This is a genomic window from Rhizobium terrae (assembly GCF_003425685.1).
GTDB classification, from domain to species: Bacteria; Pseudomonadota; Alphaproteobacteria; order Rhizobiales; family Rhizobiaceae; genus Neorhizobium; species Neorhizobium terrae.
Window position 1 is genome coordinate 69,889 of the sequence record NZ_QJKM01000001.1, and the last position, 14,676, is coordinate 84,564.

Below are 14,676 nucleotides of genomic sequence, written 5' to 3' on the forward strand. Positions count from 1 at the left end.
GCGTGATCATCCGTGATTTGAGGGTTAGCCCAGCCTGAAGAGGCTGAGGAAGCAGTAATTGTGAAAATGGGGAGGGGCCTGCATGTATATCGGCACGCAGTATAGGGCGCGCAACGACGACGACTACCGGATCATGGCGCAGCTCGGCGTCGAGCACGTCAACGCCGACCCGGAGGGCAATCCGCACGACTGGACTTTGGACGTGCTCAGCGCTCACCGGGAGCACATCGAAAGCTTCGGCCTTATCCTCGACATGATCCAGCTTCCGCTGAGTTCGCGGGTCATCGAGCAGCAGTATAGTCCGGACATCCTGAGCAAGGGGCCTAATCGTGACCGGCAGATCGATTCCATCTGCCGCCTGATAGAAAACGCCGCGAAGGTCGGCATTCCGGCCGTCAAATACAACCTCAACATCATCGGCATCCCCCGCACCGAACTTGAAATCGGCCGCGGCGGCTCGCGCAACGAAGCTTTCCGTTGGGAAAAGGCCGATCACGATGCACCGCCGACCATCGCGGGCATAATCGATGAAGAAGAGAACTGGGAGCGTATCGACTACTTCCTCGAACGGGTCGTGCCCGTCGCGGAAGCCAACAGGGTACGTCTTGCCTGCCATCCGCACGATCCCTATACGCCACCCGGCTATCGCGGCGTTACGCGTGTATTGGGCACGGTCGATGGTCTGAAGCGCTTCGTGCAGATGCGCGAAAGCCCCTATCACGGCCTCAATTTCTGCCAGGGAACGGTCGGAGAGATGCTCGAAAACCCCGCCGAGGAAATCTTCGACGTCATCCGCTGGTTCGGAGAACGGGGCAAGCTGTTCAACGTTCACTTCCGCAACATCCGCGGCGGCAAACTTTCCTTCATGGAGACATTTCCGGAAGAGGGTGACATGGACATGTGGCGTTCGCTTCAGACCTATGCGGAGGTCGGCTACCGGTACATGGTCATGCCGGACCACGTACCGCAGATTTCCGGCGCCGATCCGGAAAACACCGCTTTCGCCTTCACCTACGGCTACATCACGGCATTGCTGCAGGTGCTGCAGGCGAAGGGCGCTTGAAGTGAAGCCGCGCATAGTCCTGACATGCGCGGCAATGCCGCTGAACAGCGGTGAAACCATGGGGCAAACGGATATGCCGAAATTGCCTTCGTGGTGCAGATCGAGGGGACGCGAAACGGAGTGCCACTTCCGATGCTCGTGTGCAATTTAGTGAAGGATTGGGCGGGCCTGCATAGAGGTTGGCACGCCTACAGCCCCAAAGCGACGTTGATGGCCGTGCTAAGTTGCGTGTCCGAGATCGGCTTGAACAGCACGGCCGAGGGATGATCCAGCTGGATTCGCGCCATGGTCGCCGGCTCCCTCGATCCGGTGATGAATATGAGCTTGGAACCGACCGTTTCGTGGATTGCAAGAGCTGCATCGACGCCATCCTTGTCGCCCTGCAGCCGCATGTCCATCAGCACGATGATCGGCCGAAATTGCTGCGCCAGCGCAACCGCCCGATCCGCCGTCGCCGCGGTTCCGCAAACCACCATGCCCAGTTCCTCGACCTGTGCACGCAATCCCTCGGCAATCAGATATTCGTCATCGACAATAAGGACATGATTCTGCAGATTGCTCATGACAGTTTGGGTTCCTTCACGCGAATCTCGGTTCGCGTTCCGTTGTTGCTGTGAATGGTCATGGTTCCTCCGAGCTGCGCGACCAGACCGGCGATGATACCGGCGCCAAGTCCTGGCCTGAACTGGCCGGTTGCGGTCTCGCTTTCCGCCTGCCCCTGGCCGTCATCGGCAACGACCAGGGTAATCTTGCCGTCATCCTCCCGTTGAAGGGTCACTGAGACATTTCCGGTGCGGTCAGGAAAGGCGTGCTTGAGCGCATTGGTGACCAGTTCTGTGACCAAGAGGCCCATCGGGACCGCGAAATCCAAGCCGACATCCAGGGGAATGGCGTCTACGGACAGATTGATGCCCCGTTCCGCGCCGCCCTCGACGATATTTTCAGTGAGCTCTTTAAGAAACGGTGCAACATCGAAGGACTTCAGGTTGGCCGATCCCATCAACTGATGATGGACCAGCCCCAATGCGTAAACCCGCTTTCGAAGACTTTGCAATGCGACCTTGGCATCCGGATCCGTGAGCTTTTTCGCCTGCATCATGAGCAGGCTGTCGATCACCTGCAAATTGTTCTTCACCCGATGATAGACTTCGCGAAGCAGGATGTCCCGCTGCTGGAGCGCGGCTGTGCGCTCCTCGACGACGATTTCGAGGTCTTTCTTCGTCTCCAGGAGGGCCATCTCGGCCTTGTGCCTTTCGTCGACATTTTCGATCACCGCGATCATCAGGCCTGGCTCTCCCAACTCGGGAGAGCGCGCGAGCGTTCCGGAAATACGGCCCCAAACCGCCTCGCCATCACGGCGGAGATAACGCTTCTCACGGACATAGGCGGCAACCTCGCCCGCAAGGAACCGTGCATACTCGGCCTGGTCGCCAGGGCGGTCTTCCGCCCAGGTGAACTCCCAGGCGCTGCGGCCTTTCAGTTCATCCGGCTCGTAGCCGATCATATGGGCAAAGGCGGGGTTGACCCGCAAGATACGCGCCGAGCCGGGTTCGACCAAGGCCTTGCCGACGCCAGCCGCCTCGAAGCTGGCGCGAAACTGCTCCTCGCTTTTCGCCAATTCCTGCAATGCGCTGGTCCGCTGCGCCAGAGCCTCCGACAACTGCGCCGCCGCCTCCCGCAGCTGAGCCGTCTGCTCTGAGACCTGCCTGTCCAGATCCTCGTTAAGCCGGGCGAGTGCCGCCTCGGCGCGCGTGCGCTCGACGAGATCGCTGGACGCCATCTGCATGGCTGAAAGCAGCAGAACCAGATAGCCGCCCATCCGGCCGAGATGGGCAACCATGGCCGGCGCGTCGGCGGGAGCGCGCGAATAGAGCATGACGGTGTTGGCGAGGAAAAGCGTCCCTGCCATCCAGACCAGCGGCTGTGCCAAGCGGTCCATCGATCGCAGCCGCCAGGCCGCCGCACCGACGCCGAGCCACAAAAGCGGCGACAGGATCAGGAACGGGCGGGTAATGCCCAACGGTCCGGGCGGCAGATAGGTCGGCAGCCGCTGGAAGGCGGCAAACAAGGCCGTGCCCAAAAACACGATCGCCAGGCCGTATTGCAGAAATCCGCCGGTGACCTTGCGATGCATCCTCCACAGGGCCCAACCGACCCCGATCGGCAGGAGATGGGTCGCTGGCGGCCAAGTGGAGGGGCGCAAAACATCCCTGAGCCGCGCGACGATGGCAAGCGGCCCGGACCATTCGACCGTAACCAGGACATGGACAATCGCCAGCACCGATGTTGCCGCGAAGGTGATTGCAAGCCATTTCGGAAATGAACTTCTCCCATGCTCCCCCATATCCCACAGCAGGGGCGTGAGCACGATCAGTTGCAGCGCCAGACCGGTATCGAGAATCGTATGGAGGTCGGGATAGTCGCCGTGACCGACTGTGAGAAGCGCGAAGCTGGCAAGTCCTATGGCGATCAATACGAGAGCTGCGGACCGCGGCAGAGCTTTTCGATTGGAAACTCTGTCCATATCATCGTCCCTCGGACCCCCGCCCTTGCGCTCGTCCACGAGCATCCTACCTGCGACCGTTAAATGCAACTATACGCTGATTCGGACTGTACGGGCTGCTTTTCTGCGACATGCCGTGCTGGCCTTTCAGACGATGTCGAAATCACCTCGTCCCTGACCCCGGCGAGGCCGATGGGTGCAAGACTGCCAATATGCAGCTATACGGAAACAGGTGAAGGAATTTCGCCTTGATCAGCCACTTTTATTCGTGGCCGGTTCGACAGCAAGCCGCCCATGATCCCGCCTGCAGGAACCTCTCACGCAGCCTGATCCGCTCTGGCGCGAGATTGCCCCCGCTTGTCGATGCGGAACAGATTGACGATCTCGGCCAGTGCCTCCATTTCCCGGCTTGTTCTCTCGGTGGAAGACGAAAGATCACCAACAAGCCGGTTGTTATGGGCATTGAGTTCATCGAGATCCTTCATGGCTCTCGACAGTTGCCGGAGGTTGGCACTTTGATTGTTGCTCTCTGTCGTTATCTCGCTGGAGAGCGAAGAGACAAATGCGATAGACGACACGATCTGGGAAAACTGCTCGCTCGCTTTGCGGACCAGTTCCGCACCTGCCTTCACCTCCGCCTGGCTTTTCTGAATAAGCGCCTTCACTTCGTTGGAGGCATTGGCCGTCGACTGAGCGAGAGAACGCACTTCAGTTGCGACGACCGCGAACCCTTTACCACTTTCGCCTGCCCGCGCAGCTTCGACGCCTGCGTTGAGCGCCAGCAGATTTGTTTGGAATGCGATATCCTCGATGACGCCGATGATCTCGGAAATCTTGCCGGAGGAGACCGTGATCTGCGTCATGGCGCTTTCCGCGCCGTTCATGACCTGGCTGCCGTTTTCCGCCATGTGGCTGGTATCCGAAATCACGCTGGTGGCCTCACCCGCCCGTTTGGAGTTATGGCCGACAGTTTCCGCAACGGCGTTTGTCGTCACAGTCGTATCCTGAAGCATCGACGACTGGCGCGTAGATCGCGTGTTCAATTCGGTAGTCCCGCGCAAAATTTCGTCGCTGGATGCCGAAACGGAAGCGCAGGCATCGGCCAGTCGTGACACGACCTCTGAAAGGCGGCTCGTTACCGCGTTCGCATTGCTCTGCAGCTGGGCAAATGCGCCTTTGTGGACACCTTCGAACCTGATCGTCAGATCGGCATTGGCAAGTGCATCCAGAACGCGGCTGGTTTCGTTGAGCCCACCTTCGAAGCTCGATATCAGCGTATTGAGGCTCTCGGCAAGCTCGTGATGTTCGGGACGATCGAACGGTCCGCTGACGCGACCGGAAAAGTCGCCCTCGGCGGCCTTGTTGACAACAACACGCACCTGACTCTGCAGCAGTCGGGCTTCCGCCGAGACATTGGCAAGATTGGCGGTCTGGGCTCGCGCTTCCTGTTCCAGCGTATCACGCATCCGCGCGTTTTCACGGAACACGGTCAAGGCGTCGATCATGGCGCGAATTTCCTTGGTACCCCTGCGTTTCGGCACGACGACCTCGATGTTACCGCTCGCAAGCAGCTTCATCGACGCGGTGATCCGCACGATCGGACCGGCAATCCGCTGGGCGACAAACAGTAGAACGACGACGCCCATTGCCGCGAGTGCAGCGGCGGTCGTCAGTTCGTTGCGGATTTCGGTCTCAAGTGTATTCCCCGCTGCAACGACTCTATCAGACGCTGTCTTGTCCACGAGCGTATCGATGTCGAGAATCTTCGCCAGGATGGCCGCGCGCGAGCGCATCAGCTGTTCCGCGGTCGGAATTGCGTTTGCCGGATCGATCCCAAGCATGATCCGCACGTTGCTGCGCCATACAGCATGCAGATCGCTGAGATTCTTGACATCTACCGATACGGCAGGCGACAGCGGGTTGCGGCCAAACTCGGCAAGCGTAGTCTCAAGAGCTCCATTTGCCCTGTCAAACCGTTTATTGACCTCATCGACCGAAACAAATGTCGTCATCGCCAGGAGATTTGCGACGACGGCTGACACATTCTCGAATTGCGCTCCGGTCTTCGCAGCCAGCGTCTTGGCGGCGATGGCGTCCTGTACGACCCGCTCGACATGCGCCTGGCCCTCGATCGCCTGTGATCCAACGAGACTGGCGGCACCCAGGCCCGCGAGAATGGAGAGAATGAGAGGAAGAAGGATTTGGAGTCGGACTGACAGTGCCATGGTGTGCCACTCAGTTTGGTAATGTCGGCAGGGGCAAATCCTGCTGTTCGGGAGTCAAGGTCTTCAGGAAAGCGATCAGGTCGTCACGCTCGCGATCAGTGAAGAAAAACGGAGAAATATTATCCGAGCGCGACGGGCGGTTGACACCGCCGCTCTCATAGAGAGCAATCACGTCCTCCATGGTCGCCAGACTGCCGTCGTGCATGTAGGGGCCTCGATAGAGGGTATTGCGCAGACTGGGCGTCTTGAAAGCATATAGGGCTTTGGGATTGTTCGGTTCCAGTATGGCGCGCCCTAGGTCGATTGTGGGCAGCCCGGTGTCGTGAAACTTGTTGTCGGTAAAATTCCAACCCGTGTGACAAGCGGAGCAATTTGCTTTGCCGGTGAACAGTTCAAAACCACGCTTGGCACTATCTGAGACGGCGGTTTCATCGCCGTCCACCCAGCGATCAAACGGCGACCAGGCGGAAACAACGGTGCGTTCATACGTTGCGATCGCCGTCAACAGCGTCTCCTGGTGGCGCCTTTGTCCGGGAATATTTGTTTGAACCAGTTATTGTAGTCTGGAATTGCTCTCAAATCGGCGACAATCTGATCAAGCTTGCCATTCATCTCCGCTGCTGCCGTGATCGGTCCCGCAGCTTGAGCCTCCAACGTCGGCGCACGGCCATCCCAGAACAAAGACGTGGCCCACGCTACGTTCAGAATTGTCGGCGACTGGCGGGTCAGATGTGTGTTGGCTGCGCCGACTGGCGTCTTGACCGGTACTTCGAACCCAAATGACGGATTGTGACAACTGGCGCAGTTCATGTTCTTCGCGCCCGACAGGCGCGGATCGAAAAACAACATCTTTCCCAGGGTGGCCAACTGCAACGAATATGGCATCACCTTGTCAAACGGAATTGCCAGAGGTCGCTTAAAATCGGCGAGATTACCAGCAGCAGCACCTTGGAATGACATGACTGAGAAGAGGGTTATGCAGAGAACCGAACGGCGCATGATTGGATTATCCGGAAGCTGAATTTGAGCGCTCGAAGACCGGATTGGCTTGGGCTGGAGCCATCTGGTTGTCGTCCGGAATAAAGGTAACCAGAAAGGGTAAAATTTTTGTATAAAGGATTCCTAATTCAACCTTGTATTGAAAATTGACAAATGAGAAAAGCGTTTGGTTCCGGCAAGGCCTCGGGGAAGAGAGTATAACGAACGAAGGAAATTCGACATATTTCCATTACCCTTGCACGGCGTCCCGTCGGCCTTGGGACCGAGGCGGGTCGCGTTCACGCTGGAATTCCCTTTTTCTTATCACCGATTGCGTCATCCGGTCCGTGATGCGGCCGCCGGCCCGGCGGCGAGGTGATCGTGGGGCGGCTCCAGCTACAGTCGCCTGAGATGGCTGAGAGCCACGAAGGCGGGATCGCAACCGGTCCCTTCCGTCTGTCTGCCGTCCACCCGTGTCGCCTGAAGACAGCGAGCCATTCCGGTTTCTCACAAAGCGCAGGCCCTGGTAATCCTCCCTCCTTGCGTGGGTCCGGATGGCCCGTCGGTCTTGGCGTCGGAAGATCCGGCTCCCATCCTCAGCCTTACGCCTCGTCCTCCACCTTCGCTGACGGCTCCCAGATTGATCAATTCGATTCCGGCGCTGTCGAGCGCGGCCAGCAATCGCATCAAGGAATCGACATTCCCTCGCACGACGTCGGCACTCGCCGCCATGCGCGGGATCGTCGGCACCGAAACGCCCGCCAGCTCGGCCAGTTCGCGCTGGTCGATTCCGAGAAGGGCCCTGGCAGCCCGCATCTGAGCAGCAGTAATCACGACGCAACCATCGCTTCTACTACGTGGGCTTCTACATGATGCTTAGGATGTGCCTATCCATGTATCAAAACAATATTTCGATGAGAAAAGAATCGAAGGTTCGGGTTCATACTCAGGTGACGTGTTCAGGGCGATCCTTGACGGATCCGGCCCGTTTGTCTTGTCGTCTCGTGGCGAGGAGGCAATGACCGGCTATTCAAGCTGCTTGTCCGGATGTGGAACCGCAGCGCTCGTCGCGTATCGTGCCGTGGAGGTCGTCGGCGAAGCGGAGAAGCGATTTGCCGAGATTTCGTCTTTCTTGGCGCCGCAGAGAAAGGGGATACCTACAACAGCCAAAAATCGAAGCCAGAACCTTTGCCTTTGCGCGTGCTTCCACTAAAAGTGAAAGAAAATCGAATGGAGGGTGCAATGTTTCTGACGGATCGCCAGACGAAGATCGTGGAGCTTGCGAACTCAGCAGGTCGTGTCCTCGTCGATGATCTGGCAGCGCAGTTTTCGGTAACCCCTCAGACAATCCGCAAGGACCTGAACGACCTGTGCGATGCTCAGCTTCTGACCAGGATTCATGGCGGCGCCACCCTGGTACGCAGCAACGAGAATGTCCGCTATGATGCTCGCCGGCAGATCGCCGCGGCGGAAAAGCAGGCGATCGGTATCGCTGCGGCCGGCCTCATTCCGGACAAGGCTTCTCTCTTCATCAATATCGGCACGACGACCGAGGCCGTCGGCGAAGCGCTCGTCAACCATCGAGAGCTTATGGTGATTACCAATAATATAAATGTTGCCAATAGGTTGCGCCTGCTCGACGGAATCGAGGTGATCATCGCCGGCGGGCTTGTTCGTCAATCGGATGGAGGGATTGTCGGAGAGGCCGCGGTCGATTTCATCCGTCAGTTCAAGGTCGATTATGCGATCATCGGGGCTTCGGCAATCGATCCGGACGGCGCCCTTCTCGACTATGATTTCCGCGAGGTGAAGGTTGCCCAGGCAATCATCGCGAACGCCCGGCACGTCATCCTTGTCGCCGACTCGACCAAGTTCGAGCGTACCGCCCCCGTGCGCATCGGCCAGATTTCCCAGGTCCAGACCTTCATCACCGACCGCTGCGGTTTTCCGTCCATTCGGGAAATCTGCCTGCAGAACGACGTTGCACTGGTGGAAACTGCGAAAGGCGATCCCCAAGGCGGATAGTCGTAGGGTTTCGTTTGACATTCGAAAAATTTTCGATTTAATCAAATTCAGGTTCACAATACCGGGTGGCCTACTGTTCGTGCCGGCTCGGCGAGGGGATGATGGCCCGCGAAATTCACGACATCTTTGTCATCGGCGGCGGCATCAATGGTTGCGGCATTGCACGCGATGCGGCTGGACGCGGGTATTCCGTCGCACTGGCCGAGATGAACGATTTGGCCTCCGGCACATCTTCGGGCGCGACAAAACTCATTCATGGCGGCTTACGCTACCTCGAACATTACGAATTCAGGTTGGTGCGGGAATCGCTGATGGAGCGCGAGACCCTTTGGGCCATGGCGCCCCATATCATCTGGCCGCTCCGTTTCGTCCTGCCTTATCACAAGGGCGGAATTCGTCCCGCCTGGCTCATACGCCTCGGCCTTTTTCTCTATGATCACCTCGGCGGCCGAAAGCTTCTGCCGCCGACTGCCGTCCTCGACATGCGCACCGATGCGGCCGGAAAACCCTTGAAGCCGCTTTTCACCAAGGCGTTCGAATATTCCGACGGCTGGGTCGACGACGCCCGAATGGTCGTGCTGAACGCGCGGGATGCTGCCGATCGCGGGGCATTGATCCTGCCGCGCACCCGGGTGGTTTCCGCCCGCCGGGAAAACGGCCTATGGACGATCGACACCGTCCAATCGGGCACGGACCGGACCGAGACCTATCGGGCCCGCATGCTGGTCAATGCCGCGGGCCCATGGGTGGATCGGGTCATCCGCGAGGCGCTTGGCAACGACGATGCCCACCATGTCCGCCTTGTCCAGGGCAGTCATATCGTCGTGAAAAAGAAGTTCGAGGGATCCCGGGCCTATTTCTTTCAGAACCGCGACAACCGCATCATCTTCGCGATCCCGTATGAGACGGATTTTACCCTCATCGGCACGACCGACCGCGACTACAAGGACGATCCGAAAGAAGTCCGCATTTCCGAGGAGGAGACGATTTATCTCTGCGATGCGGCAAGCGAATACTTCAGAGAACCGGTGAGGCCGGAGGACATCGTCTGGACCTATTCGGCGGTTCGCCCGCTTTACGATGACGGCGCTTCCAAAGCCCAGGAGGCCACGCGCGATTATGTGCTGAAGCTCGTCGGTACGCAGGATGCTCCGTTGCTCAACGTCTTCGGCGGCAAGCTGACGACCTATCGCCGTCTTTCGGAACATGCGCTGGAGAAGATCGGCGAGGCGATCGGAGCAAAGGGCCGGTCGTGGACGGCGAAAAGCCATCTGCCCGGTGGCGATTTCGCGGTTCAGGGTTATGAGGCGGAGGTCGTGGCCCTCACGACCCGCTATCCGTTTCTGGAGGAAGCGCATGCGCGGCGTCTGGTGCGGCGGTATGGAACCTATGCGACTATGGTCCTCGACAGTGCAACCAAGATGGAGGATCTTGGGCGACACTTCGGCGGCAGCCTCTACGAGGCGGAAGTCAGATATCTGATAGCCCGCGAGTGGGCTAGGAGCGCTGAGGACGTGCTTTGGCGCAGGACCAAAGAAGGCCTGCGTCTGAGTGAGGAAGAGAAGAAATCTTTGGAGGAGTACATGGTCGCGATGCCGGCAAGAATGGCCGGATAAGTGGCATGTGTTCCCAGTGTGAGGAGGCACGGGGACCGGAATGCTGGAAATGCGCAACGTCGCCAAGATGGTGGGGGGTGAATATCATATTCATCCGACCAGACTTGCATTCGATCGCGGCTCGCTGAACGTGTTGCTCGGCCCGACGCTATCGGGCAAGACGTCGCTCATGCGGCTGATGGCCGGGCTTGATCGGCCGACCAGCGGATCGGTGGTTTTCGACGGCACGGATGTGACCGGCGTTGCCGTGCAGAAACGCAACGTGGCCATGGTCTACCAGCAGTTCATCAATTATCCGACCTTGACCGTCTACGAAAATATCGCCTCGCCGATGCGGATTGCCGGCAAGGATGCTGCGACGATCGACCGGGAGGTCCGCAAGGCGGCCGAACTCTTGCGGTTGGTGCCCTATCTCGACCGCACGCCGCTCAACCTTTCCGGCGGACAGCAGCAACGCACCGCTCTCGCCCGCGCTCTCGTCAAGAATGCAGGCCTGGTGCTCATGGACGAGCCGCTCGCCAACCTCGACTACAAGCTTCGCGAGGAACTGCGCGAGGAACTGCCGAGGATATTTGCACAATCCGGTGCCATCTTCGTTTATGCAACCACCGAGCCTTCCGAAGCTTTGCTGCTCGGAGGCAATACGGCGACGCTGTCGGAGGGCCGGGTCACTCAGTTCGGCCCGACGATCGATGTCTACCGCCGCCCGGCTGATCTCGTTACCGCGAAGACCTTTGCCGATCCGCCGCTCAACTTCATCGACGTCGTTAAAACCGGCGTTTCGTTCCAGTACCAGGGAACGGACAGTCTGGCCGTACCAACGCATCTGTCCGACGTGCCGGACGGCCCGGTGACGATCGCATTTCATCCCCATCATCTGGGGCTTGCGGCGCAGACGGCCAACTCAGCGAGGCTCAAGGCCCAGACGCAGATCTCGGAAATCACAGGATCCGAAAGCTTCGTGCACATGAACTACAATGGCGTGCGCTGGGTCATGCTGGCTCCCGGCATCCACGACATCGATCCGGATACGGAAATCGAGATCTTCCTGGATACCCGCCATCTGATGGCTTTTGGAACAGATGGCCGCGCCATCGCGGCGGCGGCTTGAGGAGGCGGACATGGCACGCATCACGCTCGATCACATCCGCCACGCCTACGGTCCGAACCCGACATCCGACGCGGCCTACGCGCTGCGTGAAGTCGACCACGAATGGGCCGATGGCGGCGCCTATGCCCTCCTTGGGCCTTCCGGATGCGGAAAGACTACCCTTCTGAACATCATATCCGGCCTGCTGCTGCCATCCCATGGACGCATTCTCTTCGATGGAAACGACGTCACCAATCTTTCCACGCAGGAACGCAACATTGCCCAGGTCTTTCAGTTTCCAGTCATCTACGACACGATGACCGTCTACGACAATCTGGCGTTTCCTCTGCGTAACAGGGGCATTGCGGAAGCGGATGTCGATCGTCGCGTGCGCGAAATGCTGGAGATCATCGATCTCTCCGACTGGTCGAAGCGCAGGGCGCGGCGGCTTACCGCCGATCAGAAGCAGAAGATCTCGCTTGGGCGCGGTCTCGTCCGCAACGATGTCAATGCAATTCTCTTCGACGAACCGCTGACCGTCATCGACCCGCATATGAAATGGGTGCTGCGCTCGCAGTTGAAGCGCCTCCACAAGCAGTTCGGTTTCACCATGGTCTATGTCACCCACGACCAGACGGAGGCGCTCACCTTCGCCGACAAGGTCGTCGTCATGTACGAGGGGCAGATCGTTCAGATCGGCACCCCGGCCGAACTGTTCGAGAGGCCGAGCCATACATTCGTCGGTTATTTCATCGGTTCGCCCGGCATGAACGTCATGCCCGCTCAGATCGATGGCAGCGCGATCAGGCTTGGGAACGAGACGATTGCACTCGATTATGCGCCGAATGTCGCCGCAGGCGACAAGGTCGAACTCGGCATCCGCCCGGAATTCATTCGCATCGGTCGGGAAGGCATGCCCGTGACGATCGCGCGGGTCGAAGATATCGGCCGGCGCAAGATCGTCCGGGCAAGCCTCGCAGGTCAGCCCATCGCGATCGTCGCATCCGAGGATACGGAGCTACCGGCAGAGCCGCGCGTCCGCTTCGATCCGCTTGCCCTCAACATCTACGCCAATTCGTGGCGCGTCGGCAGGGAGGCCTGAGCATGGAAAAGACCTGGAACAACAAGGCCTGGTTTCTGGTGCTGCCCGTTCTCCTGCTCGTCGCCTTCTCGGCGGTCATTCCGCTGATGACAGTGGTCAATTATTCGGTGCAGGACACGTTCGGCAACAACGAGTTCTTCTGGGCCGGCACCGACTGGTTCGACGAAATCCTGCATTCGGCCCGCTTCTGGGAGGCGCTGCAGCGCAATCTGGTTTTCTCCTTCATCATCCTCGCACTGGAAATTCCGCTCGGCATCTTCATAGCGCTGAACATGCCGAAGAAGGGTCTCGGCGTGCCGATCTGCCTTGTTCTAATGGCGCTTCCGCTTCTCATCCCGTGGAATGTCGTCGGCACCATCTGGCAGGTCTTCGGACGGGTCGATATCGGCCTCCTCGGCCACACGCTGGCGGCGCTCGGCATCGACTACAACTATGTCCGCGATCCGCTGGATGCCTGGATCACAGTCGTCGTCATGGATGTCTGGCACTGGACGAGCCTCGTCGTGCTCTTGTGCTACGCCGGTCTCGTCTCCATTCCGGATGCCTATTATCAGGCGGCCAAGATCGATGGCGCCTCGCGGTGGTCGGTCTTCCGCTACATCCAGCTGCCGAAGATGAAGCGGGTGCTGCTGATCGCCGTCCTCTTGCGCTTCATGGACAGTTTCATGATCTATACCGAGCCTTTCGTGGTCACCGGCGGGGGGCCGGGAAACTCCACGACCTTCCTGTCGATCGATCTTGTCAAGACGGCCGTCGGCCAGTTCGACCTCGGGCCCGCCGCCGCCATGTCGATCGTCTACTTCCTGATCATCCTGCTGCTGTCATGGATATTCTACACCGTGATGACCAGCCATGATGCAGACGCGTGAGGGAAAGGGGAACACCATGGCGACGACGATCAAGTACAAGCCCGCGGGCAACCTCTCTTGGCTGGTCTCGACGATCTACATCGTCTTTCTGCTGCTGCCGATCTATTGGCTCGTCAATATGAGCTTCAAGGAGAATGCCGAAATCACCGGCGCGTTTTCGCTCTGGCCGCAAAGCCCCACGCTCAGGAACTACATGGTGATCTTCACCGACCCTTCCTGGTACAACGGCTACATCAATTCCATCATCTATGTGGTGCTGAATACCGTGATTTCGGTGCTGGCGGCGTTGCCTGCCGCTTATGCCTTTTCGCGCTATCGGTTCCTGGGCGACAAGCACCTGTTCTTCTGGCTGCTGACCAACCGGATGGCGCCGCCGGCGGTCTTTGCGCTGCCGTTCTTCCAGCTCTACTCCGCTTTCGGCCTCATCGACACGCATATCGCGGTCGCGCTTGCCCATTGCCTGTTCAATGTGCCGCTTGCAGTCTGGATCCTGGAAGGCTTCATGTCGGGCGTGCCGAAGGAAATCGACGAGACCGCCTATATCGACGGCTACTCGTTCCCGCGGTTCTTCGTGAAGATCTTCATGCCGCTTGTCGCATCTGGCATCGGGGTGGCCGCCTTCTTCTGCTTCATGTTCTCCTGGGTGGAACTGCTCTTGGCGCGCACGCTGACGACCACCGCGGCCAAGCCCATCTCGGCCATCATGACCCGCACCGTTTCTGCTTCGGGCATGGATTGGGGCGTGCTCGCCGCGGCGGGCGTACTGACCATCGTCCCCGGCGCGCTCGTCATCTATTTCGTTCGAAACTACATCGCCAAGGGCTTTGCCCTCGGTCGCGTTTGATGGGGAGGAACCACGCATGAGCTTTTCGTGGATGGCTTGGACACTGCCGACGGCGATGTTCTTTCTGACGATCCTCGCCCTGCTCATCGGCATGAGCATCTGGGAATATTTCGCGCCAGGCGGTTCGCCGCGGATCGGCATCCTGCGTTTCGAGACGACACGGGGAGACCGGCTCTTCATCTCGCTGCTCGGCGCCGCATTCATTCATCTTGCATGGCTGGGGCTTGTCGGTCCCAACCTGTGGTGGGCTCTTGCCATCGCAGTGGTCTACGCCGTCGGCGTCTTCCGCTTCGTCTAAAGGCAAGCTGAAAGGGTGGCGGGAGGACCGGCACTCAAGTCGAATATCGCAATCGCAAACTCT

General features: G+C 59.1%; 11 protein-coding genes and 2 pseudogenes. 8 read left to right on the forward strand and 5 right to left on the reverse strand.

Features of this window, described 5'->3' with window-relative positions:
- The first annotated feature begins 82 nt into the window (after window positions 1-82).
- Window positions 83-1,063: a mannonate dehydratase gene (locus DMO26_RS00300; protein ID WP_117190015.1), complete on the forward strand. Its 981-nt coding sequence runs from the start codon at window positions 83-85 to the stop codon at window positions 1,061-1,063.
- 188 nt (window positions 1,064-1,251) lie between these two features.
- On the opposite strand, the gene DMO26_RS00305 is transcribed toward DMO26_RS00300, so the two are convergent.
- The 5 genes and pseudogenes from DMO26_RS00305 to DMO26_RS34240 form a co-directional block, all read right to left on the reverse strand.
- A complete protein-coding gene (locus DMO26_RS00305) occupies window positions 1,252-1,626 on the reverse strand; it encodes a response regulator (protein ID WP_117190016.1) in 375 nt (124 codons plus the stop codon).
- A complete protein-coding gene (locus DMO26_RS34095; protein WP_205421154.1) occupies window positions 1,623-3,587 on the reverse strand; it encodes a sensor histidine kinase in 1,965 nt (654 codons plus the stop codon). Before DMO26_RS34095 ends, DMO26_RS00305 begins: the two co-directional genes overlap by 4 nt.
- Before the next feature lie 296 nt (window positions 3,588-3,883).
- Window positions 3,884-5,179: pseudogene (locus tag DMO26_RS00315) on the reverse strand (methyl-accepting chemotaxis protein); the annotation flags it as partial.
- A 622-nt stretch (window positions 5,180-5,801) separates the two neighbouring features.
- Window positions 5,802-6,751: pseudogene (locus DMO26_RS00320) on the reverse strand (cytochrome-c peroxidase).
- A gap of 525 nt (window positions 6,752-7,276) precedes the next feature.
- Entirely contained in the window at window positions 7,277-7,585 is a 309-nt protein-coding gene (locus tag DMO26_RS34240) for a helix-turn-helix domain-containing protein (protein WP_226951167.1), read from the reverse strand.
- A 426-nt stretch (window positions 7,586-8,011) separates the two neighbouring features.
- Between DMO26_RS34240 and DMO26_RS00330 the strand changes: the two genes are divergently transcribed.
- From DMO26_RS00330 to DMO26_RS00360, 7 genes are all read left to right on the forward strand, one after another.
- The gene (locus DMO26_RS00330; RefSeq protein ID WP_117190019.1) at window positions 8,012-8,794 is read left to right on the forward strand and encodes a DeoR/GlpR family DNA-binding transcription regulator; all 783 of its coding nucleotides are present in this window, start codon (window positions 8,012-8,014) and stop codon (window positions 8,792-8,794) included.
- 101 nt (window positions 8,795-8,895) lie between these two features.
- Window positions 8,896-10,410: a glycerol-3-phosphate dehydrogenase gene (gene glpD / locus DMO26_RS00335; protein ID WP_117190020.1), complete on the forward strand. Its 1,515-nt coding sequence runs from the start codon at window positions 8,896-8,898 to the stop codon at window positions 10,408-10,410.
- 40 nt (window positions 10,411-10,450) lie between these two features.
- On the forward strand, window positions 10,451-11,521 hold the full coding sequence (locus DMO26_RS00340) for an ABC transporter ATP-binding protein (RefSeq protein ID WP_117190021.1): 1,071 nt from the start codon (window positions 10,451-10,453) through the stop codon (window positions 11,519-11,521).
- 10 nt (window positions 11,522-11,531) lie between these two features.
- On the forward strand, window positions 11,532-12,602 hold the full coding sequence (locus DMO26_RS00345; RefSeq protein WP_117190490.1) for an ABC transporter ATP-binding protein: 1,071 nt from the start codon (window positions 11,532-11,534) through the stop codon (window positions 12,600-12,602).
- Between the two features lie 2 nt (window positions 12,603-12,604).
- Window positions 12,605-13,471: a carbohydrate ABC transporter permease gene (locus DMO26_RS00350; protein WP_117190023.1), complete on the forward strand. Its 867-nt coding sequence runs from the start codon at window positions 12,605-12,607 to the stop codon at window positions 13,469-13,471.
- Between the two features lie 16 nt (window positions 13,472-13,487).
- On the forward strand, window positions 13,488-14,315 hold the full coding sequence (locus DMO26_RS00355) for a carbohydrate ABC transporter permease (RefSeq protein WP_117190024.1): 828 nt from the start codon (window positions 13,488-13,490) through the stop codon (window positions 14,313-14,315).
- A 16-nt stretch (window positions 14,316-14,331) separates the two neighbouring features.
- A complete protein-coding gene (locus DMO26_RS00360; RefSeq protein WP_117190025.1) occupies window positions 14,332-14,613 on the forward strand; it encodes a DUF2160 domain-containing protein in 282 nt (93 codons plus the stop codon).
- The last annotated feature ends 63 nt before the right edge of the window (window positions 14,614-14,676 follow it).

Bases quoted from the DNA above. Each gene is read 5' to 3' on its own strand.
- DMO26_RS00330 (WP_117190019.1), top strand. From the start codon at position 8,012: ATGTTTCTGACGGATCGCCAGACGAAGATCGTGGAGCTTGCGAACTCA.
- DMO26_RS34240 (WP_226951167.1), bottom strand. From the start codon at position 7,585: ATGCGGGCTGCCAGGGCCCTTCTCGGAATCGACCAGCGCGAACTGGCC.
- DMO26_RS34095 (WP_205421154.1), bottom strand. From the start codon at position 3,587: ATGGACAGAGTTTCCAATCGAAAAGCTCTGCCGCGGTCCGCAGCTCTC.
- DMO26_RS00300 (WP_117190015.1), top strand. From the start codon at position 83: ATGTATATCGGCACGCAGTATAGGGCGCGCAACGACGACGACTACCGG.
- DMO26_RS00340 (WP_117190021.1), top strand. From the start codon at position 10,451: ATGCTGGAAATGCGCAACGTCGCCAAGATGGTGGGGGGTGAATATCAT.
- DMO26_RS00305 (WP_117190016.1), bottom strand. From the start codon at position 1,626: ATGAGCAATCTGCAGAATCATGTCCTTATTGTCGATGACGAATATCTG.
- DMO26_RS00350 (WP_117190023.1), top strand. From the start codon at position 12,605: ATGGAAAAGACCTGGAACAACAAGGCCTGGTTTCTGGTGCTGCCCGTT.
- DMO26_RS00360 (WP_117190025.1), top strand. From the start codon at position 14,332: ATGAGCTTTTCGTGGATGGCTTGGACACTGCCGACGGCGATGTTCTTT.
- DMO26_RS00355 (WP_117190024.1), top strand. From the start codon at position 13,488: ATGGCGACGACGATCAAGTACAAGCCCGCGGGCAACCTCTCTTGGCTG.
- DMO26_RS00345 (WP_117190490.1), top strand. From the start codon at position 11,532: ATGGCACGCATCACGCTCGATCACATCCGCCACGCCTACGGTCCGAAC.
- glpD (WP_117190020.1), top strand. From the start codon at position 8,896: ATGGCCCGCGAAATTCACGACATCTTTGTCATCGGCGGCGGCATCAAT.